The sequence below is a fragment of the Pseudogracilibacillus sp. SO10305 genome (genome assembly GCF_037072005.1).
Lineage (GTDB): Bacteria > Bacillota > Bacilli > Bacillales > Amphibacillaceae > Pseudogracilibacillus > Pseudogracilibacillus intestinigallinarum.
Genome location: NZ_JAXHDE010000001.1, coordinates 1 through 26,175, shown reverse-complemented (window position 1 = coordinate 26,175; position 26,175 = coordinate 1). Strand labels below are relative to the sequence as shown.

Below are 26,175 nucleotides of genomic sequence, written 5' to 3'. Positions count from 1 at the left end.
GCAAATATACATAATCCGTCTACTGCTTTATTTCGTTAATTGCTAGAAGGTAAATAAATTGGTTAATGGTATTTGTTTGCGGCTGTTAGAATGGATGTAATGGAGAAGCACAGTAAAGATAAGCTTGATTTAAGGGAGTACGATGTTTAAAATTAGTAAAAAATGAAATGGAAGAATATAGGAGGTAGTACAATGTTTGGAGAAATTTTTCCGATTATTATTATCGCAATTATTTTAATTGCATTAGTTGTATTATTTACATTTGTTCCCGTTGCATTATGGATTAGTGCACTTGCAGCAGGTGTAAAAGTTGGTTTATTTACTTTAGTAGGTATGCGTTTACGTCGAGTTGTACCATCACGTGTTATTAATCCGTTAATTAAGGCTTATAAAGCTGGATTAAATGTAACGACTAACCAATTAGAGGGTCATTACTTAGCTGGTGGTAATGTAGACAGAGTAGTAAATGCGTTAATCGCAGCACAAAGAGCGAATATTAGTTTAACATTTGAAAGAGCAGCAGCGATTGATTTAGCTGGTCGTGACGTTTTAGAAGCAGTTCAAATGAGTGTTAACCCGAAAGTGATTGAAACACCATTTATTGCAGGGATTGCTATGGACGGTATCGAAGTAAAAGCTTTAGCAAGAATTACAGTGCGTGCTAATATTGACCGTTTAGTCGGGGGTGCTGGAGAAGAAACGGTAATTGCCCGTGTTGGTGAAGGGGTCGTAAGTACAATCGGTAGTTCAGAAACACATAAGAAAGTACTTGAAAATCCTGATATGATTTCTCATACGGTATTAGCGAAAGGGCTAGACTCAGGTACAGCATTTGAAATTTTATCAATTGACATTGCAGATGTGGATATTGGTAAAAATATCGGGGCTATTTTACAAACAGACCAAGCACAAGCAGATAAAAATATCGCTCAAGCTAAAGCGGAAGAGCGTCGTGCAATGGCTGTTGCATTAGAACAAGAAATGACTGCAAAAGTGGAAGAAATGCGTGCACGAGTTGTGGAAGCCGAAGCAGATGTACCACGTGCATTAGCTGAAGCATTACGTTCTGGTAAAATGGGTGTGATGGATTACTTAAATTACCAAAACATTAATGCAGATACAGATATGAGAGACTCAATTGGAAATGTAACGAAAAAAGACCAAGGATCAACAGATAACGATAAAAAATAAGGAGGCACCGAGAAATGGATAGCTTCTTTGACTTTATTTTTGGGAATTTGTTTTTTGTCATTATTATAGTTGCTGCGATTATCAATTTCTTTAATTCTGCCAAAAAAGAAGAAGAGAAAAAACGTCGTCAACAACAGCAAAGACAACAAAGAAGAACAAATCAACCTGAGCAAACAAGGCAACAACAGGAACAAAAAGAACGAAAAATGCCTACTTTTTCTGACTTGCAAGATCAATTAAAAGAACAATTAGATCAATTTTTAGAACCAGAAGAAAAGAAAACACCGTCCAAAAAGGAAAAACAATCTACAATCGGTGTGGATCATGCAACAGAAACATTGGAATCAATTGAAGAACAACGTCAAAAACAATATGAACGATTACGTTCACAATATCAATCACAATCAAATGAAGAGGATGTTAAAGAAGATTTATCAGCCTTATTAAAGCCGAAAAAGGCTGCAAAACAAGATGTATCGATTGCGATTGAAAAGAAATTGACACGTGAAGGAATTGTGGAAGGAATAATTATGGCTGAAGTATTAGGGCCTCCAAGGGCTTTGAAGCCATATGATACAAATCCAATGAACAGAAGAAGACGCTGAGTAAAAGAGCTAAGGACTTGCTTATGTCCTTAGCTCTTTTTGTTCTTTCTTTGTGATTCTCCTCATATACTAACATCATACATTGTAATTGTAGGTGGGAGAATATGAAATTTCATAAAGCTATATTCGGAGCATATCATTTAAACTTACATAACATACATATCGAACGTTTTTTACATATGTGTTATGAAATGAATGTTCCATTTTATCAATTGTGTATGGTAGAGAAAGAAAAATGGTCTATAAAAATTTTACGGAAAGATTGGCATAAAATAGCTCATATGATTGAAGAAGCATCGATTCCAGTTACAATCGTTGGACAAACCGGAATCACCTATTATGTACAGCGGTTTTTACATAGAAAGGAATGGGTAGTTACACTCGTTCTGTCGTCTTTATTATTATTTTTATTACAATTTGTCGTATTCGATGTTCGTTATAATTCGATGCCTATATATATTGAAAAAGAGATTGAGAAGGAAATGAAAAACATAGGTTTACAAAAATGGGCTTGGATTCCATCTTTAGACCACCCTAAGCAAATGGAACAGTATATTATCGACCAGTTACATTCCATTCAACATATTCAAATTGAAAGAAGTGGCAATACATATTTGATAGATGTAGAAGAGAAAAAGGTGGAACCGAAAGAATCACACAAGCCCCCACAACATTTAGTTGCAAATAAATCGGGTGTGATTGAAAAAGCATCTATCGTGCAAGGAGATATGCTCGTACATCGCTATGAAGTGGTGGAAAAAGGCGATATACTTGTATCAGGTGAAATAGTGAATGATGAAGATAATGATATAAAACATTATGTACATGCTGAAGGTGCTGTATATGCCACAACATGGTATGAAGTGAATATTTCGATGCCAGTTGAACAATATAAAGAACAAATTGTAGGTTTAAATGCACATCAATATCGATTACGAATAAATAATGTAGAGATCCCTATTTGGGGAAATATATTTCACGCTTATGAGCCTAAAAAGGAAGAGAAAATACTGAAAGATCAATGGAAATTCTTTCGAGAATGGCCAGTAGAAATACGTGAACTATATTATTATGAAAAAGAACAAATTGAAAATAGCGTATCAAAAGATCAATTGAAAAAACGAATGACTCATTATATAACAAAATATTTGAAGAAAAACTTAGGTAAACATGTTAAAATAAAGAAATACTATATTTTGCATGAAGAACAAGTCAATGGTAGAGTAAAATGGAACTTATATGTAAGTGTAACAGAAAACATCGCATCACCGAAAAAGATTCATCATAAACGTTAAATGGATAAAGGAGTAAAAGCATGTCAGAACATTTAGAACAAATAAATTTGCATTTGAACGATGTAAATGAAGCAAGAGAATTATTTGGAACGAATGATAAATTTTTACAATTAATTGAAGCACAGTTAAAAGTGGAAATTGTGACACGTGGAGAACAAGTAAGTGTTTCTGGTGAAGATCCTGCACTTGTTCAAGTTATTTTACATAGTTTATTACAAATTATTCGAAAAGGACTAACGATTACAGAACGGGATGTCGTATATGCGATTAAATTAGCGAAAGAAGGAAACATCGAACAATTTGAAACATTATTTGAAGACGAAATAACAAAAAATGCAAAAGGTAAATCTATTCGCGTAAAAACACTTGGACAAAAAGCTTATATTGATGCCATGCACCATCATGATCTTGTTTTTGGTATTGGTCCTGCAGGGACAGGTAAAACATATTTGGCTGTTGTAAAAGCGGTAGATGCATTGAAAAAAGGAGAGGTAAAAAGAATCGTTTTAACACGACCGGCTGTCGAGGCCGGTGAAAGTTTAGGTTTTTTACCTGGTGATTTAAAAGAAAAAGTAGATCCTTATTTACGACCGCTTTATGACGGGTTGAATGATGTGCTAGGTAAGGAACAGGCAGCTAGGTTAATTGAAAAAGAAATCATTGAAATTGCTCCGTTAGCATATATGCGTGGGCGTACATTGGATAATGCTTTTGTTATTTTAGATGAAGCACAAAACACAACTCCAGAACAAATGAAGATGTTTTTAACTCGTCTTGGTTTTGGAGCTAAAATGGTCATAACTGGAGATGTTACCCAGATTGATTTACCTAAAGGGGTACAATCTGGACTGATAAAAGCGAATAATATTTTAAAAGATGTAGCAGATATAGCTTTTATTTATTTAAATGAATCTGATGTCGTGAGACACCCACTAGTCCAAAAGATTATTGCAGCATATGATAAAAAAGATACATAATTGCCCTTACTTGAGGTGAATACAAATGAAAAATTTTATCGACAAATTATTCTCTATTTTTAATAGTGAGTCTAAAGCGATTGCGATTTATTTACCAATGTTTATTTTACTTGCCTTTATCTTTGTCATCACGATTAATAATGTATATACAAAAACATATGATATTGAGCGATTTGATAGGGCGAAGGAAACGATACGTTCACCAATTACAATTGAAAATGAAGTAGAAACAGATAGGAAAATGCGAGAAACTGTTTCAAATGTGGTGGACAGATATACTGTTTCAGAAGAAATTACAGAAGAGCAAGTAGGATTATTAGAGGAACTGTTTGATGCTATTGAAACGATAGAAAAAGAAGACACTAATAAAACGCCTATTTCTCTAGAAGATAAGACGACACATTTAGAAGAAATATTATCAGAGGAGTTAATCAATGAAATAGATGAGGTTGTTTTTATGCAGCTGTTTCGTCTGGATGTGAAGGATCGGACGAAAGCGAAGAAAACATTTATTCAATCTGTTGAAAAAACATTGAATAATGGGGTGCGCATTGAAAATATTCAAAGCGCCAAAGAAGAAGTAAAATCTATTTTAAAATATTCCTCTTTAGATGATGAAACAAAGGATGCATTTAAGGAGCTAATTGATTTTTCTGTCGTAGAAAATTCCTTTTTTGATATCGAAAAAACGATGGAAGCAAGAAACGAAGCTGCGAGTGGGGTAGAACCTGTTATGATTCGTAGCGGGGATATTATCGTTCGTGAAGGTCAAATTGTAACAAATGAAATATACGAAGAATTGCAATTAGTCGGGTTGTTAAATCGTGGCAATCAAATTTTACCTGCGATTGGACTATTGATTTTTGCTACTTTTTTATTAAGTATTATTACGTATGAATTAAATCGCTTGTATCGCCGTCAACATTTAACTCCAGCAAAAACGATTGCTGTTCTTTTTATTAGTATTATTACGATTACGCTCATGAAAATAATGAGTTTATATACAGATCAATTGCAATCTGTCTTTTTATTAGTCCCTGTCGCAACAGGTGTTTTACTTATTCGTCTTTTAATATATGAACGTTTAGCGATTATATTGGCGATTGTTTATGCGATTTTAGGAAGCATTATTTTTAATGGAGAAATACCGGGCTCATTAAATATTGAATCATTTTTATATTTTATATTTTTCCAGTTGGCAGGTATTTATTTGTTGAGAGATGTTAGAGACCGTATGTCGATTATAAAAACAGCATTTGGAATGGCTATAATAAATGTTATGACAATTATGTTCTTTTTATTCCTTTCATTTCAACAATATTATTTTATTGATTTTATTATACATGCAAGTTTCGGAGTGGCGGCGGCTATTTTGTCTGTCGTCCTTACGATCGGGTTAATGCCTTTCTTTGAAACTGGGTTAGGTATTTTAACAGATAGTAAGTTATTGCATTTAGCGAATCCAAATCAACCATTATTACGGAAAATTTTACAAGATGCTCCAGGTACGTACCATCACTCTGTTATGGTTGCCAATTTAAGTGAAACAGCATGTGAAGCAATTGGCGCAAATGGTTTATTAGCGAGAGTTGGTTCGTATTACCATGATATCGGAAAAACAGTAAACCCATATTATTTTATTGAAAATCAAGTCGGTATTAAAAATCCACACGATTTTATTTCTGCAAAGGAAAGTGCTGAAATTATTATTGGTCATGTAACAAATGGGGCTGAAATGTTAAAAAAGGAACAATTACCAAAAGAAATCATTGATATTTGTTTACAACATCACGGGACATCTTTAGTTGAATATTTTTATCGAATGGCAGAAAAAGAAGGGAAACAGGTAGACGAGGCAGACTTTCGTTATCCTGGACCAAGACCGCAAACGAAAGAAGCGGGTGTCATCTCTATTTGTGATGCGACAGAAGCGGCGGTTCGTTCACTTGACGAACCTTCCAATGAAAAAATTGCAAATATTGTTCAAAATATCGTTAATAATAAATTATTAGACGGTCAATTTAATGAAACGCCTTTAACAATTAAAGAAATTCATACTATTCGTGAGACGGTTTGTACAACATTACAAGGGATATTTCATTCGAGAATCCAGTATCCTGATAAGGAGGAATAAATATGCATATAGATCTAACAGATGAAACAGGACAGTTAAAAGAAAAAGATTGTTTACTGCTACAAAAAATTGTAACGTATGCTGCGGAAAAAGAACAATTGCAACAGAATGCTGAAGTCTCTCTCGTTATTGTCGATAATGATGCAATTCAGCAATTAAATAAATCTTATCGTCAAAAAGATAATGCGACAGATGTGCTATCTTTTCCGATGGTAGAGGATTTTAATCAAGTGGACGAACGTTTACCACTTATGATTGGTGATATAATTATTTCCATTGATAAAGTGAAAGAACAAGCAGAAAGATATAACCACCCATTTGAACGAGAGTTGGCTTTTTTAGCTATCCATGGTTTTCTTCATTTAATTGGATACACACATGACGATGAGGAAGAGGAAAAAATAATGTTCGGAAAACAAGAGCAAATTTTACAGGAGTTTCAACTTGAAAGAGGATAAGAAGAGAGGAATTGGTCTATCTTTTGCTTGGAACGGGATAGTACAAGTTATCAAACGAGAAAGAAATATGCGTATCCATTGTGTAGTGGCATTATTTACGGTACTTTTTGGATTTATTTTTCAAATTTCACGTTTGGAATGGATCACCATTACAATAGTTATCGTACTCGTTTTTGCTTTAGAAATGATGAATAGTGTATGTGAGCAGATCATTGACTATGTGAAGCCAGAAATTTCCATGGAAGCAAAAATTATTAAAGATATGGCTGCTGGAGCTGTGTTAGTGGCAGCGATTGGAAGTATAATCATTGGCAGTCTTATTTTTATCCCGAAGATGTTCGCATTCTTCGGGATTTAATTTGTAAAAATGTTATGTACTTCATGATTTTATAAGAAGTTTTGTCGAAATGGTAGCACTATTTTAAATTTGTAGTAAAATGTAAACAAAGCTAGGACAACTTAGGAGGAAGTTATGGAAGAGAAACACGTGTCAGGGTTCGTAACGATGATTGGACGACCAAATGTAGGAAAATCAACATTATTAAATCAAATTATTGGGGAAAAAATTTCTATTATTAGCGATAAAATACAAACGACAAGACATGCGATTCAAGGAATATATTCAGACGATGTTGGACAAATTGTGTTCATCGATACACCAGGTGTGCATAAACCGAAACATCGTTTAGGGGATTATATGGTCGATGTGTCTTTACAAACAATTTCAGATGTAGACCTTATTCTTTTCGTAGTTAACGCAAACGAAGGAATAGGTCGAGGCGATCAATTTATTATGGAAAAATTAAAAAAAGCAAATGTACCTGTGTTTTTACTCCTTAATAAAGTGGACCTCATTCATCCGGATGAATTGTTCCCATTGATTGCAACGTATAAAGAACAATTCGATTTCGCTGAAATTATCCCTGTTTCTGCTCTAAATGGTAATAATGTACAGAAATTAATTTCTCTCGTACAAGAAAGATTACCAGAAGGACCGAAGTATTTTGATGAAGATGCATTAACAGATAAAACAGAACGATTTTTAGTCAGTGAATTGATTCGAGAAAAAGTGTTGCATCATACTGAGGAAGAAGTACCACATTCCATAAATGTTGTCGTTGAAAACTTTTCTACATCTGAACATGGAAAAGTTCATATTCAAGCATTAATCATTACCGAAAGATCTTCCCAAAAAGGAATTTTAATCGGTAAGAAAGGGTCCATGTTAAAGAAGATTGGAAAAGAAGCTAGACTAGATATTGAAAAAATGTTAGATGAAAAGGTTTTTTTAGAACTATGGGTGAAAGTAGAAAAAGATTGGCGAAATAAACAATCAAGCTTAACAAAATTTGGCTTTGAAACAGAATAAACTGATTGGTAAATTTTATAACTTATGTTTTACGTACTGTAGGAAAAATTATAAAGTAAGCATCATTTATGTAATACAATAAAATATAGAAAGGACGATTTTCTGTGCATCAAAAAATGTGGAAAGTATTTTTACAAACAGGAAACGTTGAAGCATATTTATTGTTAAAAAAAATGGAAGCTAGTTATGTTAACAGACCGTATGAACCAAACATAAGTAAGCACATCGTTTCTCTGAAGCCCGAAGTAAATAAACAAGCATAAAGGGGCATGCACATGTTAAGACAATTAGAAGGAATTGTTTTAAGAAGTCGTGATTACGGGGAAACACATAAAATAATTACAATCTACACAAAACAAATTGGTAAAATAACAGCACTTTGTCGGGGAGCAAATAAACCGAAAAGCCGTCTTAGTGCTGTTTCACAACCTTTTATTTACGGTGATTTTCAAGCGTATATGCCAAAAGGGTTGAGTACTGTACAGCAAGCAAGTGTATTACAATCCTTTCGAAAAATAAGAGAAGATATTGAAAAAACAGCCTATGCATCTTATATCGTCGAATTACTTGAAAAATTAACAGAAGAAAAAGAACGAGATGTCTTTTTGTTTAAAGAACTATTGCTTACACTCACTTGGATTAATGAACATGATTCTTATTTTATCCCAATTATGATGTTTGAATTGAAAATGTTTGAAAAAGGTGGATTTAAACCTTTGTTAGATCAGTGTATGCAATGTGGGGAAAAAGAAGGGCCATTTGCTTTTTCAGTTCAGGAAGGTGGCGTACTTTGTCTACGTTGTCAAAGTGTCGATCCATATGCGATTACATTAAATAAAGCTTTAACGAAGTTATTGCCAATTTTACAATCCGTCTCATTAGAAAGGGTTGGAAATATTTCGGTAAAAGAAGAGAATGTTTTAATGATGCGACGTTTGCTCGATGCATATTATGATCGATTTGGTAGTTATACATTAAAGTCTAAACGATTTTTAGAACAACTCGATAAATTAAAATAAACGAAAAAAAGTTGCAATTATCATTCTTTTTTTGTATGATAAAGATAATTGTATGCGAGGAAAGGGAAAAGTACATATTGTCACCTATTTTTTAGCGAGTCCAGGATAGTGTAAGCTGGATGATAGTACAATATGGAAAGGCACCCTGGAGCACGTAATATCATCTAAAGTGGCTTTACAATTGTAAGGCAAATAGGGTGGAACCGCGGGCAAGAATCCGTCCCTATGTCTTTTTATTCTAAGATAAGAAGACATAGGGACGGATTTTTTATTATGAGAAAGCGAGGAGTTAATATGAATATTCAAGAAATGATATTAACATTACAAAATTATTGGTCAAAGCAAAACTGTATTTTAATGCAAGCATATGATACGGAAAAAGGAGCAGGAACAATGTCACCTATGACATTACTAAGAAGTTTAGGACCTGAGCCGTGGAATGTAGCATATGTGGAACCATCGAGACGTCCAGATGATGGTCGTTATGGAGAAAATCCAAATCGACTATATCAACACCATCAATACCAAGTAATCATGAAGCCGTCTCCAGATAATATTCAAGATTTATATTTAGATTCTTTAGTTGCATTAGGAATTAATCCGTTAGAACATGATATTCGATTTGTTGAAGATAACTGGGAAAACCCAACATTAGGTGCAGCAGGGCTTGGTTGGGAAGTTTGGTTAGACGGAATGGAAATTACACAGTTTACATATTTCCAACAAGTTGGTGGATTGGAAGCAAATCCAGTTGCAGTAGAGTTGACATACGGTATTGAACGATTAGCGTCCTATATTCAAGATAAGGAAAACGTTTTTGATCTAGAGTGGGTCAATGGCGTAACATATCGCGATATCTTTTTACAACCGGAATTTGAACATTCAAAATATGCGTTTGAAACATCAAATACGGAAACATTATTTGAATTATTTACCCTTTATGAAGAAGAAGCGCGCGCAACAATGGAAAAAGGGTTAATCTTCCCTGCATATGATTACGTATTGAAATGTTCCCATACATTCAACTTACTAGATGCAAGAGGAGTAATTAGTGTGACGGAAAGAACAGGCTACATTGCGAGAGTACGTAATTTAGCACGTAGTATTTCACAAGCATATGTGGCAGAACGAGAAAAATTAGGTTTCCCGATGTTAAAGGAGGAGCTTTGCAATGAGTAGTAATGTTTTATTTGAAATTGGAATCGAAGAATTACCGGCAAGATTTATAGATGAAGCTGAGAAACAATTATTAGATCGTACTACAAAGTGGTTACGTGAAAAGAATATTCAATTTGAAGCGATGAAAACTTTCTCGACACCTCGACGTTTAGCAGTACTAATTGAAAATATCGCAGAAAAACAAGAAGTTGTAAAAGAGGAAGTACGTGGACCACAGATGAAAATTGCACAAGATGAAGAAGGAAATTGGTCCAAAGCGGCAATAGGTTTTGTAAAAGGACAAGGGAAGAATACAGAAGATATTTATACGAAGGAACTGAAAGGGCAAACATATATCTTTGTTGAAAAAGTATCAGAACAGAAAGAGACGAAAGAAATTTTGCCTGAATTTAAACAAATCATTTCTTCAATTCCTTTTCCACAAACGATGCGTTGGGGTAGTGGTTCGTTTCGCTTTGCGAGACCTATTCGTTGGATTGTTGCGTTATATAATGATGAAGTCATCCCATTTGACGTTGCAAATGTTACATCGAGTAATACAACAAGCGGTCACCGGTTTTTAGGAAGTAAAGTAACATTAACTTCGCCATCTGAATATGAGCAAGCATTAGAAGAAAATTTCGTCATTGTTAACCCAGTGAAGCGTGAACGGCTAATTGTAGAACAATTAAAAGTGTTAGAAAAAGATGCAAAATTCACTATAGAAATTGATGAGGAATTATTACATGAAGTTCGTAATTTGGTGGAGTATCCTCAAGCGTTTTATGGTTCATTTGATGAATCTTACTTAGCTATTCCAGAGGAAGTGCTAATTACATCGATGAAAGAACATCAACGTTATTTTCCTGTTAAGAACAAAGAAACGAATGAGTTATTACCATATTTTGTAAGTGTTCGTAATGGAAATAATCATGCAATTGATAATGTTATTAAAGGAAATGAAAAAGTATTACGTGCTCGTCTTGCAGATGGTGCCTTTTTCTTTGAAGAAGATCGTAAACATTCGATTGAATTTTATAATGATAAATTAAAGACAGTTGTTTTCCAAGAAAAAATTGGAACGGTGTATGAAAAAACGGAAAAAGTGAAAAATATAGCTGCATACTTAGCGGAAAAAGTTGAGTTAACAACAGAAGAACAAAAAGATGTTGTTCGTGCAGCAGAAGTATGTAAGTTTGACTTAGTGACAGATATGGTAAATGAATTCCCCGAATTACAAGGTATTATGGGAGAAAAATATGCGAAACATTTTGGAGAGTCAGAGGTTGTAGCGACTGCAATTCGTGAACATTATTTACCAACGTCAGCTGGTGGAGCTTTACCAAAAACAAAAGTTGGATCAATCATCAGTATTGCTGATAAATTAGATACGATTATTGGATGTATTTCTGTCGGATTAGTTCCATCCAGCTCACAGGATCCACTAGGATTAAGAAGACAAGCGATAGGAATTTTACGTATTTTATTAGAACAGAAATGGAATGTGCCTATAGAGGAATTGGTACATAAAGTTTGTGAACAATACGGTGTAACGGTAGAAGATATTCGTGCAGAAATTATTCAATTCTTTAAAAATAGAGCTGCGTACATTTTAGCGGATCGTGGTATTGAATCAGACGTCGTACAAGCTGTATTAGCAGATGGCATTGGTAACATGTTTGTGAAAATCCATAAAGCAAGATTATTATCTTTAAAACGCCAAGATAATTCGTTTAAACAAATTGAGGAATCCTTTACACGAGTAATGAATTTAGGTAAAAAATATGAACAAACTGATATAGATGAAGCACTGTTTGAAACAGATTCTGAAAGAAAATTATATGATACGTATGTAGATGTTCGTGAAACATTTCATGCACAAATGAATAACGAAGAGGTTGCAGAAGCATTAGACACGTTATCTACATTATCTACTCCAATTAATGATTTCTTTGATCATAATATGGTAATGGCGAAAGATGAAAAAGTAAAACAGAACCGTTTAGCTTTAATTCATGCCATTTCTAATTTGATTAAACAATTTGCGGATGTTACGTTAATTGAGTGGAAACAGCAACAATGATAATAAATATGAATGACTCGTTTTCTTTTACAACGAATCATTATATACTATCTATATGTAATACATTTTCGTAAAAAGATTTTGGGGTTGGATAATGTTTGATCCAACCTCATTACTATCTTATAGGTGGTGGAAAAGTGGAATTATCAGAGAGACAAGAAACAATTGTACAAATCGTTAAAGAAAATGAACCGATCACTGGGGAACAAATTGCCGATAAATTAAATTTATCTCGTGCCACTTTACGTCCAGATCTAGCGATTTTAACAATGGCAGGTTATCTAGAGGCAAGACCAAGAGTAGGGTATTTTTTTACTGGAAAAAGTGGTTCAGAACTTTTGACTGAAAAAATAAAACAATTTAAAGTGAGTGATTTTCAATCTGTTCCAGTCGTAGTAAAAGAAGATGTATCCGTATATGAAGCAATCTCTGCGATGTTTTTAGGTGATGTCGGTACATTGTTTGTCGTGAATGAAGATCATTGTTTATCTGGTGTTTTATCGAGAAAAGATTTATTACGTGCTAGTATTGGCAATCAAGATTTAAATAGTTTACCAGTTCATATTATAATGACAAGGATGCCGAATATTACAGTTTGTTATAGTGATGATTTATTAATCGAAACTGCTAAAAAGTTAATTGATAAACAGATTGATGGTTTACCAGTTGTAAAACAAAATACAAAAGGTTTACAAGTAGTCGGACGTATAACAAAAACGAATGTAACGAAAGCATTTGTAGAATTAATCTTAGATGAATAAAGAAGCGAGGGATAATTCATGAATAATCCAACAGTATATGTCCTTTCAGATTCGGTTGGAGAAACAGCCGAACTTGTGATTAAAGCAGGTTTAAGTCAATTTACAAATGGAAATTATAAAATTCAGCGTGTCCCGTATGTAGAAGATACGATGACGATTGATGAAACATTAGAGCTTGTAAAAGAAGAATCAGGTATTATTGGGTATACTTTAGTAGATCCAAATTTACGAAGATATATGTCAAAAGAAGCGGCAGAAATGGGCGTAGAAGCAATTGATATTATGGGACCGATGATGGATGCAATGGAACGTACGTTTAATCATGAACCGCGTCATGAACCGGGATTAGTTTATAAATTAGATCAAGATTATTTTAAACGTATCGAGGCAATTGAGTTTGCTGTCCGTTATGACGATGGGCGTGACCCACGTGGTATTGCTAGAGCGGATGTTGTCCTAATTGGTGTATCACGTACATCAAAAACACCATTATCACAATACTTAGCGCATAAGCGCTTGAAAGTAGCAAACGTACCAATTGTACCAGAAGTCGTACCACCGGAAGAATTATTTCGGATTGATAAGTCGAAGTGTATTGGCTTAAGAATTAGTCCACATAAATTAAATGAAATACGAAAAGAACGTTTAAAAGCACTTGGTCTTGGAGACCATGCTGCATATGCGACATTCCAACGTATTGAAGAAGAATTACAATATTTTGATGAACTAATCGAAAAAATAGGTTGTGAAGTAATCGATGTGTCACATAAAGCAGTAGAAGAGACGGCAAATATTATTTTACAAATGATAGAAACAAAAAATAATTAAAAAACTAGATTATATATTGTATATATACTATAATACTATGTTGTACATCGTATATATGTTTGTCCTTTATAAAAAACGGGAAGATAAATAGTACGATATATGTGCATACTCCTTCTTTAATATAGCGGAAAGATAAAGAAGGATATTTTTTTTCGATAGTTTATAAAAACAATGTCGAAAAATGAAGGACTTTTAGCATGCATATAGAATATATATATTAAATACGTTTTTAGGTGATATACATGGCAAATGGTTTACCTGATGAACTGATTGATCAAATTCGAAATGAAAATGATATTGTCGAAGTCATTGGTGAATACGTTCAGTTAAAAAAACAAGGGAAAAACTATTTTGGGCTTTGTCCATTTCATGATGAGAAATCACCTTCGTTTTCTGTTGTGAAAGAAAAACAGTTTTTTCATTGTTTTGGATGCGGGAAAAGTGGAAATGTATTTAATTTTTTAATGGAAAAAGAAACATTTACCTTTATAGAAGCAGTGCAATTTTTAGCAGAACGGGTACATATTTCTTTACCAGAGGCACCCACGAAACGTTCTTCTATGTCAGAAGAACAAACTGCTAACTTAGAAGCACATGATTGGTTGACAAAGTTTTATCACCATCTTTTAAAGTATGCAGAAGATGGAAAGGAAGCACTGTCCTATTTAAAGGACCGTAGTATTTCAGATGAAACTATACAACAATTCCAGCTTGGATTTGCTCCAGCAGATAGTAAATTTACAACGGAATTTTTAGAAGAGAAAGGATTCCATTTACAGTTTTTAGTAAAAGCGGGTTTATTATCGACGTCAGACAACGTTCATTTCAATGATATTTTTCGTAATCGTGTTATTTTTCCGATTAAAAATCATTTAGGAAAAACAGTTGCATTTGGTGGACGAGCAGTCCATGGTGAACAACCAAAATATTTAAACAGCAAGGAACATGAATTATTTCGTAAGGGTCAACTATTTTACAATTTTGATTTAGCAAAAAACCATATTCGAAAGCAAAATAGTGTGATTATTTTCGAAGGATATATGGATGTTATTCAAGCATATCAAGCTGGTATTAAAAATGGGGTTGCAACCTTAGGTACAGCATTATCAGAATCACAGGTGAAATTGATCAAACGATATGTTGACCAAGTAACATTATGTTATGACTCAGATGAAGCGGGGCTCAAAGCGGCATATGAGTCAGCGGTTATGTTTCAAAGAAATGGGACGAATGTAAAAATTGCAACAATGCGTGATGGGTTAGATCCAGATGATTATATACGTCAATATGGGGGAGAAGCGTTTCAAAGGGATGTATTAGATGTAAGTGATACATTTATGAAGTTCTATATGACGTATAAACGAAAAGATTTTAATTTAGCTGTAGATAGTGAAAGAATAGCTTATGTAGAACATATAACAAAAGCACTTGCAACGGTTGAAAGTCCCATCGAACGGGAATATTACGTAAAAGAGCTTGCAGATGAGTTCAATCTATCAACAGATATTATTCATCATGATATAAATACCCATAAAAATCGAATGAAACGAAATAATATGGATAACGTGAATAATTATAGTAATACTACAGTTACAGCACCAGTGAGACAAAGGACTTTGCGAGCACATATTCGTGCCGAAAGACAACTCATTGCACTTATGTTTCATCATCCATATATCGTTTCAAAAGTACAACAAGAACTAGGTGTCCAATTTACTCAAGAAGCACATCGTGTCATTTTAACACATGTATATGGATTATTTGAGGAATATGGGGAAGTATCTGTTAGTGAGCTCTTTGATAAAATATCAGATGAACATATAAAACAATTGCTAACAGAAATAGCGATGATCGAAGTAAATGACGCCATATCTGATGCAGAATTAAATGATTATATCATGACGATTCAAAAGGAAGTGTCAAATGGGGACTATTTACGTTCTTTAAAACGTAAACAGAAGGAAGAAAAAGACCCAATTTTAGCAGCGAAAATTGGCTTGGAAATACTCAATATTCAAAAACAGTTAAAAATGTAAGGTAGAGCATATTTAGGAGGGATGGGGCTAATGTCTGATAATAAAACTCCACAAACAGCGGACAATGATCAAACATTGGAACAAGTGAAAGAGGAATTATTAGAAACAGGTAAGAAATCAGGTGCGTTAGCATACGAAGATGTTGCAGACCGACTTTCTACGTTTGAAATCGAGCCTGAACAAATCGATGAATTTTATGAGCAGTTGGAAGAACAAGGAATCGAAGTCATCGGTGATGTCGATGAAGAAGAATTAGAAAAAGAACTTTCAACTGAAGCTGATTTACGTGATTTAAGTGTACCTTTAGGGGTGAAAATAAATGACCCTGTACGTATGTATTTAAAAGAGATTGGTCGCGTCGATTTATTAACTGCTGAAGAAGAAGTTGCTTTAGCAATCCGTATTAAGGAGGGCGATGAAGAAGCAAGTAGACAACTGGCAGAAGCAAACTTACGACTAGTTGTAAGTATTGCGAAACGCTATGTTGGACGCGGAATGCTCTTTTTAGACTTAATTCAAGAAGGAAATATGGGATTAATTAAAGCTGTTGAAAAGTTTGACCATGAAAAAGGGTTTAAATTTAGTACGTATGCAACTTGGTGGATTCGTCAGGCAATTACACGTGCGATTGCAGACCAAGCTAGAACGATTCGTATTCCAGTGCATATGGTTGAAACAATCAATAAGTTAATTAGAGTTCAGCGTCAACTATTACAAGACTTAGGGCGTGAACCAACTCCAGAAGAAATTGGAAAAGAAATGGAACTATCTCCTGCTAAAGTGAGAGATATCCAAAAAATAGCTCAAGAACCTGTTTCGTTAGAAACGCCAATCGGGGAAGAAGATGACTCACACTTAGGTGACTTTATTGAAGACCAAGAAGCTGTATCACCATCAGATCATGCGGCATACGAATTATTAAAAGAACAATTAGAAGATGTGCTTGATACATTAACAGATCGTGAAGAAAACGTGTTACGTTTACGTTTCGGTTTAGATGATGGTCGTACGAGAACTTTAGAGGAAGTTGGTAAAGTATTCGGAGTAACGAGAGAACGAATTCGTCAAATCGAAGCTAAAGCATTAAGAAAACTACGTCACCCTAGTCGTAGCAAACGTTTAAAGGACTTCTTAGAATAATTTCATAATGACTTTTCATTATGAAATTATTCCTTTGTTTGTGAGTTTTTTTATAAAAATTAGCTCTCATATGTATTATTACTTTAATATAAGACGAATATCGAGTAAAATAGATATTGTCTTTACATAATTATATTTATCATCATATTATTTAAGGAGGAAACATCGAATGAAGAAAAACATTCTCCCATTTGGAATTATTGCTGTCGTTGGTATTTTTGCAGCGATTATCGTTTTCTATATTGGCGTTGAGCAACGTGAAGATATTCGTTTAGCAGAAGAAAATGGCGGTGAAGAAGTTACTGAGAACAATGATGGCGAAGTAGCTGACGATCCTGAAGCTGTCTATGCGAACTCATGTGCGAGCTGTCACGGAGATGACTTATCAGGAGCAATGGGACCAGACTTAACAAAAGTTGGTAGTGACCACTCAGCAGATGATATTGTAAATATCATTAACAATGGTCAAGGTGCAATGCCACCAGGACTAGTAGGGCCAGAAGAGGCAGATTTACTAGCTGAATGGCTAAGCGAAATGAAATAATATGTAAATTATATTAGAGAGGTTAGACAACATTATCACAGAATAACGATTATGTTTAAAGAACATGAATCGATTATGGTACAATAGTGATAGGTGTCCTAGCCTCTTTTTACGTTTAATTAATAATAAAAGGTGAACTATGATGAAAGATTTTAAACAAATATCAGAAAGATTAAAACAAATTGCTACCTATATTGATTCTAATATGCGTTTTGCTGATATCGGTTCAGACCACGCTTATTTGCCGTCGTATGTTTGCTTACAAAATCAAACGGTTCAAGCAATCGCCGGTGAAATTAGTAATGGTCCTTATGACCGTGCAAAACAAACGATAGAAGAATACGGATTAACAGATCAAATCCAAGTACGGTTAGGAAATGGACTAGAAGTAATAGAACGAGATGAAGTAGACGCAATCGTTATCGCCGGAATGGGTGGTGGACTTATTGCCTCTATTTTAAAAGAAGGTGCACATAAATTAGAACATATTACACGTATTATTGCCCAACCTAATACGAATGGATATATTGTACGTAAAACATTACATGAATTAGGTTATACACCTATAAAAGAACAAATTATCGAAGAAAATAACCATATATACGAAATGATTGTTGCAGAGCGAGCAGAAGATCATACATTAGATGAAAAAGAATATATGTTTGGTCCAATATTATTACAAGAAAAATCATCAACGTTCATAAAAAAATGGACGAAAGAACGGGATAAAGTTTTATATATTTTAAATCAGATGAATAAAAGTACAGAAAAAAATGTGGAAAAAATATATCAGTATGAAAAAACTTTACGATGGATAGAGGAGGTCATACGATGAATACTATTACACATAAAAATGTTTTTAGAACTTTAGAGAAATGGGCACCAAAAAGTTTAGCATATGATTGGGATAATGTCGGGTTACAAGTAGGAAATGTACATGATGAAACAAAAAAGGTATTAATTACTTTAGACGTAACGAACGATGTTGTGAATGAAGCAATACGTCATGATGTGAATTTAATTATTGCACACCATCCATTATTGTTTCAGTCTATAAAACAAATTGATTTTTCAACGCCAAAAGGAAAAGTGATTCAGAAGTTAATCCAACATAATATAACAGTTTATGCAGCACATACAAATTTAGATATCGCTGAAGGTGGTGTCAACGATTTACTGCTGGATGCATTAGACATATCAAATCGGAAGAATTTTATCCCTTTTAAAGAAGAAGCACTGTATAAATTAGTAATATTTGTTCCAAACACACATGAAACGGAATTGAGAGATGCATTAAGTGACGCTGGTGCAGGACATATTGGAAATTATAGTCATTGCACATTCCGTCAAGAGGGACAAGGTACATTTAAACCATTAGATGGGACAAACCCATATATTGGTTCACAAAATGAACTTACATTTGTAGATGAAATAAAACTGGAAACGATTGTGACGGAAAATAATATGCAACAGGTGTTACAAGCAATGTTTCAAGCACATCCATATGAAGAAGTTGCATATGATTTATATCCATTACAGCAAAAAGGACATACATTTGGCTTAGGTAGAATCGGTACATTAGATACTCCGCAATCGTTAATGCATTTTGTGGAAAGAGTGAAAGATGCATATGGTTTAGAAAAAGTTAAAGTAGTTGGAGATGTACATGCTATGATTCAAAAAGTTGCTGTACTAGGAGGAAGTGGAGAAAAGTATATTGCAGCTGCCAAAAAAATGGGGGCAGATGTATATATAACAGGAGACTTAACATTTCATCATGCACAAGATGGAATGGAAATGGGAATTCATTTAATTGATGCAGGACATTATATTGAACAAATAATGAAACAAGCAACAAAAACTTATATAGAGGCGAAATATCCAACATTATCCGTGATGGAATCAACAATTAATACGAATCCATTTCAATTTTTATAAATAGAAGGGAGTAATTGGAATGGAAAAAAAGTTTCAAGCTCTAGGATTAAGTGAAGAAATACAACAGATAGTAGATGAGCTATACTTTAAAAAGCCGACACAAATTCAAGAAGAAGCAATTCCAGCCATTTTACATGGGAAAAGCATTATTGGACAATCACAAACAGGTTCAGGGAAAACACATGCATTTTTATTACCTTTACTAAATAGGTTAGAAGATGATGCAGAGGGAGTTCAAATAGTTATCACTGCTCCAACTAGGGAGTTGGCGATGCAGCTACATGAAGAAATAAAAACAATGACGACTATAGCGAACAAAGAGAATGTATGGACATCTCGTTTATTAATAGGTGGACTTGATCGTCAACGCATGATGAAACAGTTAGAAAGAACGCCAAAGATTATTGTAGGAACACCTGGAAGGATTTTAGATATGGTGAATGAAGGAGTACTATCAATTTATAGTGCGACTTCATTTGTAGTGGATGAAGCGGATTTAATGCTTGATTTACGTTTTATAGAAACAATTGATGAATTACTTGTTACTTGTAAAAGGGACATTCAAATGCTCATTTTCTCGGCGACCATCCCAACACAGTTACAGCATTTTATCCGAAAATATCTAGATAAACCAACATATATTAAAATCGAAAATGGTATTGCACCACAATCAATGACACATCGATTAATCGATCGTAAACATGGGGATATCGTCCAGAAAATAGTTGGAATTTCAAATGTGATTCAACCATTTGTTGCTATTTTATTTACAAATAGCAAAGAGTCTGCCGATGAATTAGCGGGTAACTTACATCGTGCTGGATTAAATGTTGGTGTACTACATGGTGGCTTAACGAGTCGCGAACGAACAAAAACGGTCAAAGCTATTTTAGATTTGAAATATGAGTATATCGTTGCGACTGACTTAGCTTCACGTGGAATTGATATAAAAGGCGCAAGCCATGTGATCAATGTAGAATTACCAAAAGAAACAGAATTTTATATTCACCGTGTTGGACGAACGGCACGCGCAGGTTTAGATGGAACTGCAATTAGTTTTTATACAGAGGATGACATTGCATTAATTGAACAATTGGAAAAACAAGGACTTTCTTTTGTTTATTCTGATGTGAAAAACGGTGAATTTGTGGAAGCGAAACGGTACAATGTTCGAGCGCTTCGAAAAAATGTTTCTACGGAAGTAGATAAAGAAGCATGGAAACAAGTGCGTAAACCAAAAAAGGTAAAACCAGGATATAAAAAGAAAATGAAGCAAGAACAAGAAAAAATAAAGAAAAGATTACAACGACAAAAACGTCGCAGAAAATAATGAGGTGGGAATATGGTTAAATTAGGTTCACATGTATCAATGAGTGGAAAGAAAATGTTATTAGGTTCCAGTGAAGAGGCAACAAAATATGGTGCAACAACATTGATGATTTATACTGGTGCACCACAAAACACAAGAAGAAAGCCGATTGAGGAATTAAATATTGAAGCGGGATTACAGCATATGAAAGACAACGGTATTTCTGACATTGTAGTCCATGCACCATATATTATTAATATTGCCAATACGACAAAACCGGAAACATTTGAATTAGGTGTCGATTTCTTACGTATGGAAATTGAAAGAACAGCAGCAATCGGTGCAAAACAAATTGTTTTACACCCTGGAGCACATGTTGGCGCAGGAGTAGACGCAGGAATTGATCGTATAATTGAAGGGCTTAATGAAGTGTTAACGAACGACCAAGAAGTACAAATTGCTTTAGAGACAATGGCTGGAAAAGGTACAGAAATCGGACGTAGTTTTGATGAATTAGCACGCATTATAGATGGAGTGACACATAATGAAAAATTATCTGTTTGTTTAGATACTTGTCACATTCATGATGCAGGATATGAAATTACCGAAGGGCGTCTAGATAATGTTTTAAATGAATTTGATCAAATTGTTGGTTTAGACCGTATTAAAGTTGTCCACGTGAATGATAGTAAGAACGTATGTGGGGCTCAAAAAGACCGACATGAAAATATTGGCTTTGGTCATATTGGTTTTGATACATTGCATGAAGTTATTTATCATGAAGCATTTAAAGATTTACCTAAAATTTTAGAAACACCATTTGTTGGGGAAGATAAGAAGAACAAAAAACCTCCATACAAATTTGAGATTGAAATGATTAAAAATGGTGTGTTCGATAAAAACATTTTACAAAAAATTATGGAACAATAGAAAAAAATACAAATTATGATTTACTTCATTATCCATAAACTAAACATACTTCTATGTAAAGGAGGAAAAGTTTATGGATAATGATTTTAAAGACGATCAAATGGAAGTAGGGGATGAAGTTTTACATGACGATGATTTTCATTTGTCATTACATGAAGAAGAAAAGGATGATCCGGAATTAAAGAGTGTATTTGGTTGGATTGCGCTGTTTATTTCGTTCTTTTCATTCATATTCGCTCCATACGCATTTGCGATTGCTGGGATTATATTAGGATTTATTGCTCGTACGAGAGATGCAGTGTTGCTTGGTAACACTGCGATTGTTGTCGGTATATTATCAATCATCGTTCGATTAGTTATTATGCCGTTTATTTGAGGAAAAAGGTTAAGACAAGATATCATTATTGTCTTAACCTTTTTTAAAAAAATATATCATGAACTGAAAAACTTTCGTATAATATACATAAAGGGGTGAGCGTAATGGAACTTATAGATATAACATGGATTGGTTTATTATTAGTAGGACTAGGAACCTTTTTCTTAATTGGTGAATTGCTCGTTAACTTACGTGGTCTGGGAGCAATTTTAGGAATCAGTTTTATCGTTTATTATTTTTATATCTTTACACCAAATACGTCTACATTAATAATGATGCTATTTATTTATTTTGTCGGAATTATATTTATATTTATAGACGGAAAATTAATTAATGATGGAACATTGGCAACAATTGGTATAACGGGAATGATATTCTCTGTTGCTTTATCTGCACCTTCCTTTACATCTGGTTTGTATGCAGTTATAGGTGTCCTTGTTGGAAGCGCTGTTTCACTATTATTGTTAAAAATGTTTGAAAAAAGAAATATGTGGAATAAAATAACTTTAAAAGACCGTTTAACAGCTGATAAAGGTTATACGACTGTAAATGAAGAGTATGAACAATTAATTGGAAAAACTGGAGAAACGATTACAGATATGCGACCTGTCGGTACAATTAAAGTAGAGGGGAAAGAATATAGTGGGATATCAAATGCCCAATGGATCCCTAAAGCATCAAAAATAGAAGTGTTGGATGTTGATGGAACGAGGATTTTAGTGAAATTAATTTCAAACGAAAAAGAAATGTAAATCGATTGTAAATTTAATGTTAATTTTTTAAAACTCACTTTACAAACTATGCTAATTTCTTAATAATAGGATTGTATGTAAAAAATATGTTAATTTAAGGTGGATTGAAGAATGGAATCAGTAGATTTGCAAACAATTATATTTGAATTCATCGGAGGATTAGGGATCTTCCTACTAGGAATTAAGTTCATGGGGGATGGTCTCCAAAAATCTGCGGGAGATAGATTAAGAGATATTTTAGATCGGTTTACATCTAATCCATTTTTAGGAGTATTAGCAGGGATTATCGTAACGATTTTAATTCAGAGTAGTTCTGGAACAACTGTATTAACTGTTGCTCTCGTAAATGCTGGATTTATGACATTACGACAAGCTATTGGTGTTATAATGGGTGCGAATATCGGAACGACAGTAACTGCATTTATTATTGGCTTAAATATTAGTGAATATTCCTTACCTATTATGGCGATTGGTTGTTTCTTATTATTCTTCTTTAATAATCAAAAGGTAAACATTGTTGGACAAACCATTTTTGGTTTTGGTTCATTATTTTTTGGATTAAGTTTAATGAGTAATGGAATGCAACCTTTACGAAATTTACAAGTTTTCCATGAATTAACATTAAGTATGAGTGATAATCCAATTTTAGGTGTCGCAATTGGTACAGTTTTCACATTAGTTGTACAAAGTTCAAGTGCAACTATCGGTATTTTACAAGGGTTGTTTTCAGAAGGTGCAGTAGATTTACAAGCGGCATTACCTGTTTTATTTGGAGATAATATTGGGACGACAATAACAGCTATTTTAGCTTCTTTGGGTGCATCTGTCGCGGCAAGACGGGCGGCATTTACTCACGTTATTTTCAATATAATTGGTGCGACCATTTTCTTATTATTATTAACACCATTTACTGCATATGTATCTTATTTACAATCAGTTTTAAATTTAAATCCAGAAATGACAATTGCATTTGCGCATGGTAGTTTTAATATTGCTAATACAATTATTCAATTCCCTTTTATTGGTGCTTTAGCATGGTTAGTAATAAAAATTGTTCCAGGAGAAGATGTAACAATCGAATACAAACCGAAACATTTAGACCCATTATTTATTAAACAATCTTCAACTGTTGCTTTGTCCCAAGCGAAACAAGAAATAATTCGGATGGGCGAATATAGTGTTCAAGGTTTAGTTGAAACAGGTGCATATGTTGTCACACACGATACAAAGCATTCTGAAATGGCCTTACAAATTGAAGGAGCCTTAAATAACTTAGATAGGGAAATTACCAATTACTTAGTAAGTATTTCAAGTACAACATTATCAGAAGCAGAAAGTGCTAAACATACTGCATTAATGGATTCGGTACGTGATATTGAACGAATCGGTGATCATTTTGAAAACATTATTGAGTTAACGGATTATAAAATTTCAAACAAAATAAATATTACAGACCAAGCACAAGAAGATTTAAATGAAATGTTTGATTTAACGATTTTAACTGTAAAACAAGCTATAGAAGCATTAGACAGCTTAGATCGTGAGGAAGCATTGATTGTTATCCAAAAAGAAGATCAAATAGACAAATTAGAACGTAAATTTCGTAAAAAACATATTATTCGCATGAATGAAGGATTATGTACAGGATCCGCGGGAATTGTTTTTGTGGATATTATTAGTAATTTAGAACGTATAGGAGATCATGCGGTAAACATTGCGGAAGAAGTTTTAGGTGAAAATTAAATAATGAAGGAAGATGTTTTATATAAATTGTTGACATGATTTTAAAAACGTGATAAATTATATCTTGTCGCTTCGGAAAGAAGATAACAATTGTTTCTATATAAAAACATCTTCTTTTATGTTTTTAGTGGACAAAGTAAAAATAATATCCTATAATAACAAAGGATGTTCCAAACTATTACATATTATACAGTGACTCATAAATATAGGATAAAATAAAAGAAATAGAATAAATAAGTTTTTGTGAAAATTCCACAGTAGCTCAGTGGTAGAGCAATCGGCTGTTAACCGATCGGTCGTAGGTTCGAACCCTACCTGTGGAGCCATACATGGCGGCGTAGCTCAGCTGGCGAGAGCGTTCGGTTCATACCCGAAAGGTCGTGGGTTCAATTCCCTCCGCCGCTATTTATTTTATTAGGACCCATAGCTCAGTTGGTTAGAGCTATCGGCTCATAACCGATCGGTCGCAGGTTCGAATCCTGCTGGGTCCACCATTTATTTCATACATACATAAACATTGGAGGAATACCCAAGTCCGGCTGAAGGGATCGGTCTTGAAAACCGACAGGGGTGTCAAAGCCCGCGGGGGTTCGAATCCCTCTTCCTCCTCCAGTTGGCTCAGTAGCTCAGTCGGTAGAGCAAAGGACTGAAAATCCTTGTGTCGGCGGTTCGATTCCGTCCTGAGCCATACAAAACCAAGCAATGATTTGCTTGGTTTTTATTTTTTTATCTATAAATTATTAGGCGTAATATTTGCACGGGATGAAAACGTTTGATAATCTTAATATGTAAGCAATTCAATTTTAAAAGGAGAGGAATTAATTATGTCAACATTTACATTACCTGAATTACCATATGCATACGATGCATTGGAGCCATCAATCGATAAAGAAACGATGAACATTCACTATACGAAGCACCATAACACTTACGTTACAAACCTAAACGCTGCACTAGAAGGTCATGCTGACTTACAAAACAAATCATTAAACGAACTAATTAGTGATTTAAATGCATTACCAGAAGATATTCGTACAGCAGTTCGTAATAACGGTGGTGGACATGCCAACCATAGCTTATTCTGGACAATTCTTTCACCAAATGGTGGTGGAGAGCCAACAGGAGAATTAGCTGACAAAATTAATGATAAATTTGGAAGCTTTGATGCTTTTAAGGAAACTTTTGAAAAGGCTGCAGCTACACGATTTGGATCTGGCTGGGCTTGGTTAGTACTAAACAATGGTGAATTAGAAGTAACGAGCACACCAAACCAAGACTCTCCAATTATGGAAGGACAAACTCCTATTTTAGGTTTAGACGTATGGGAGCACGCATACTACTTAAACTATCAAAATAGACGTCCTGAATATGCAAAAGCATTCTGGAATGTTGTAAACTGGGATGAAGTTGCTAAAAATTACGATTCAGCTAAATAATTAAATAATAAAAGAGGCTGGGACAAAACTAGCCTCGGATAAATAAAAATGCTTGTGTTTATCATAAAAAGATAAGCACAAGCATTTTTTCCA

At 34.0% G+C, this 26,175-nt stretch carries 25 protein-coding genes, 5 tRNA genes and 1 other annotated feature; all 30 genes read left to right on the top strand.

Annotated elements, in window-relative coordinates; genetic code table 11:
• Positions 1 to 192 precede the first annotated feature (192 nt).
• Positions 193 to 1,191: a flotillin-like protein FloA gene (gene floA, locus SPD45_RS00150; RefSeq protein ID WP_336265552.1), complete on the top strand. Its 999-nt coding sequence runs from the start codon at positions 193 to 195 to the stop codon at positions 1,189 to 1,191.
• Positions 1,192 to 1,205: 14 nt separating this feature from the next.
• A complete protein-coding gene (locus SPD45_RS00145) occupies positions 1,206 to 1,796 on the top strand; it encodes a hypothetical protein (protein WP_336265551.1) in 591 nt (196 codons plus the stop codon).
• Positions 1,797 to 1,900: 104 nt separating this feature from the next.
• Positions 1,901 to 3,091 carry a sporulation protein YqfD gene (locus SPD45_RS00140; RefSeq protein ID WP_336265550.1) on the top strand — a complete coding sequence of 397 codons (1,191 nt, stop codon included), beginning with the start codon at positions 1,901 to 1,903 and terminating at the stop codon, positions 3,089 to 3,091.
• Between the two features lie 20 nt (positions 3,092 to 3,111).
• The gene (locus tag SPD45_RS00135) at positions 3,112 to 4,068 is read left to right on the top strand and encodes a PhoH family protein (protein WP_336265549.1); all 957 of its coding nucleotides are present in this window, start codon (positions 3,112 to 3,114) and stop codon (positions 4,066 to 4,068) included.
• Positions 4,069 to 4,093: 25 nt separating this feature from the next.
• Positions 4,094 to 6,202, top strand: coding sequence for an HD family phosphohydrolase (locus SPD45_RS00130; RefSeq protein WP_336265548.1), 2,109 nt, complete (start codon positions 4,094 to 4,096; stop codon positions 6,200 to 6,202).
• Positions 6,203 to 6,204: 2 nt separating this feature from the next.
• On the top strand, positions 6,205 to 6,660 hold the full coding sequence (ybeY, locus tag SPD45_RS00125; RefSeq protein ID WP_336265547.1) for an rRNA maturation RNase YbeY: 456 nt from the start codon (positions 6,205 to 6,207) through the stop codon (positions 6,658 to 6,660).
• Entirely contained in the window at positions 6,647 to 7,018 is a 372-nt protein-coding gene (locus SPD45_RS00120; protein WP_336265546.1) for a diacylglycerol kinase family protein, read from the top strand. Before ybeY ends, SPD45_RS00120 begins: the two co-directional genes overlap by 14 nt.
• 114 nt (positions 7,019 to 7,132) lie before the next feature.
• Positions 7,133 to 8,029: a GTPase Era gene (era, locus tag SPD45_RS00115; protein ID WP_336265545.1), complete on the top strand. Its 897-nt coding sequence runs from the start codon at positions 7,133 to 7,135 to the stop codon at positions 8,027 to 8,029.
• A gap of 104 nt (positions 8,030 to 8,133) precedes the next feature.
• Complete coding sequence (locus SPD45_RS00110) at positions 8,134 to 8,292, top strand: YqzL family protein (protein ID WP_336265544.1); 159 nt, start codon at positions 8,134 to 8,136, stop codon at positions 8,290 to 8,292.
• Positions 8,293 to 8,304: 12 nt separating this feature from the next.
• Positions 8,305 to 9,048 carry a DNA repair protein RecO gene (gene recO / locus SPD45_RS00105; RefSeq protein WP_336265543.1) on the top strand — a complete coding sequence of 248 codons (744 nt, stop codon included), beginning with the start codon at positions 8,305 to 8,307 and terminating at the stop codon, positions 9,046 to 9,048.
• A 48-nt stretch (positions 9,049 to 9,096) separates the two neighbouring features.
• Positions 9,097 to 9,276, top strand: a binding site (T-box leader).
• 66 nt (positions 9,277 to 9,342) lie between these two features.
• Positions 9,343 to 10,227, top strand: coding sequence for a glycine--tRNA ligase subunit alpha (gene glyQ, locus SPD45_RS00100; RefSeq protein ID WP_336265542.1), 885 nt, complete (start codon positions 9,343 to 9,345; stop codon positions 10,225 to 10,227).
• On the top strand, positions 10,220 to 12,289 hold the full coding sequence (gene glyS, locus SPD45_RS00095) for a glycine--tRNA ligase subunit beta (RefSeq protein ID WP_336265541.1): 2,070 nt from the start codon (positions 10,220 to 10,222) through the stop codon (positions 12,287 to 12,289). Before glyQ ends, glyS begins: the two co-directional genes overlap by 8 nt.
• A 137-nt stretch (positions 12,290 to 12,426) precedes the next feature.
• On the top strand, positions 12,427 to 13,050 hold the full coding sequence (locus SPD45_RS00090; RefSeq protein ID WP_336266046.1) for a helix-turn-helix transcriptional regulator: 624 nt from the start codon (positions 12,427 to 12,429) through the stop codon (positions 13,048 to 13,050).
• A gap of 18 nt (positions 13,051 to 13,068) precedes the next feature.
• Positions 13,069 to 13,878: a pyruvate, water dikinase regulatory protein gene (locus SPD45_RS00085; RefSeq protein WP_336265540.1), complete on the top strand. Its 810-nt coding sequence runs from the start codon at positions 13,069 to 13,071 to the stop codon at positions 13,876 to 13,878.
• A 242-nt stretch (positions 13,879 to 14,120) separates the two neighbouring features.
• Complete coding sequence (gene dnaG / locus SPD45_RS00080; RefSeq protein WP_336265539.1) at positions 14,121 to 15,914, top strand: DNA primase; 1,794 nt, start codon at positions 14,121 to 14,123, stop codon at positions 15,912 to 15,914.
• 30 nt (positions 15,915 to 15,944) lie between these two features.
• Positions 15,945 to 17,054 carry an RNA polymerase sigma factor RpoD gene (gene rpoD / locus SPD45_RS00075; RefSeq protein WP_336265538.1) on the top strand — a complete coding sequence of 370 codons (1,110 nt, stop codon included), beginning with the start codon at positions 15,945 to 15,947 and terminating at the stop codon, positions 17,052 to 17,054.
• A 169-nt stretch (positions 17,055 to 17,223) separates the two neighbouring features.
• Positions 17,224 to 17,598 (top strand): cytochrome c550, encoded by a 375-nt coding sequence (cccA, locus tag SPD45_RS00070; protein WP_336265537.1) that lies wholly within the window; start codon positions 17,224 to 17,226, stop codon positions 17,596 to 17,598.
• A 142-nt stretch (positions 17,599 to 17,740) separates the two neighbouring features.
• Positions 17,741 to 18,433 (top strand): tRNA (adenine(22)-N(1))-methyltransferase, encoded by a 693-nt coding sequence (locus SPD45_RS00065; RefSeq protein WP_336265536.1) that lies wholly within the window; start codon positions 17,741 to 17,743, stop codon positions 18,431 to 18,433.
• Complete coding sequence (locus SPD45_RS00060) at positions 18,430 to 19,536, top strand: Nif3-like dinuclear metal center hexameric protein (protein WP_336265535.1); 1,107 nt, start codon at positions 18,430 to 18,432, stop codon at positions 19,534 to 19,536. The genes SPD45_RS00065 and SPD45_RS00060 overlap by 4 nt, the downstream gene beginning before the upstream one ends.
• Before the next feature lie 19 nt (positions 19,537 to 19,555).
• Positions 19,556 to 20,866, top strand: coding sequence for a DEAD/DEAH box helicase (locus SPD45_RS00055; RefSeq protein ID WP_336265534.1), 1,311 nt, complete (start codon positions 19,556 to 19,558; stop codon positions 20,864 to 20,866).
• Between the two features lie 12 nt (positions 20,867 to 20,878).
• On the top strand, positions 20,879 to 21,775 hold the full coding sequence (locus tag SPD45_RS00050) for a deoxyribonuclease IV (protein ID WP_336265533.1): 897 nt from the start codon (positions 20,879 to 20,881) through the stop codon (positions 21,773 to 21,775).
• Between the two features lie 73 nt (positions 21,776 to 21,848).
• Complete coding sequence (locus tag SPD45_RS00045) at positions 21,849 to 22,151, top strand: DUF4190 domain-containing protein (RefSeq protein WP_336265532.1); 303 nt, start codon at positions 21,849 to 21,851, stop codon at positions 22,149 to 22,151.
• Between the two features lie 104 nt (positions 22,152 to 22,255).
• Positions 22,256 to 22,903 carry an NfeD family protein gene (locus SPD45_RS00040; protein ID WP_336265531.1) on the top strand — a complete coding sequence of 216 codons (648 nt, stop codon included), beginning with the start codon at positions 22,256 to 22,258 and terminating at the stop codon, positions 22,901 to 22,903.
• 111 nt (positions 22,904 to 23,014) lie between these two features.
• A complete protein-coding gene (locus SPD45_RS00035; protein WP_336265530.1) occupies positions 23,015 to 24,646 on the top strand; it encodes a Na/Pi cotransporter family protein in 1,632 nt (543 codons plus the stop codon).
• Between the two features lie 251 nt (positions 24,647 to 24,897).
• Positions 24,898 to 24,972: transfer RNA gene (locus SPD45_RS00030), tRNA-Asn, on the top strand.
• Between the two features lie 5 nt (positions 24,973 to 24,977).
• Positions 24,978 to 25,051 (top strand) — tRNA-Met (locus SPD45_RS00025).
• A 12-nt stretch (positions 25,052 to 25,063) separates the two neighbouring features.
• Positions 25,064 to 25,140 (top strand) — tRNA-Ile (locus tag SPD45_RS00020).
• 25 nt (positions 25,141 to 25,165) lie between these two features.
• Positions 25,166 to 25,258 (top strand) — tRNA-Ser (locus tag SPD45_RS00015).
• Between the two features lie 3 nt (positions 25,259 to 25,261).
• Positions 25,262 to 25,334: transfer RNA gene (locus SPD45_RS00010), tRNA-Phe, on the top strand.
• 136 nt (positions 25,335 to 25,470) lie between these two features.
• Positions 25,471 to 26,082, top strand: coding sequence for a superoxide dismutase (locus tag SPD45_RS00005; protein WP_336265529.1), 612 nt, complete (start codon positions 25,471 to 25,473; stop codon positions 26,080 to 26,082).
• The last annotated feature ends 93 nt before the right edge of the window (positions 26,083 to 26,175 follow it).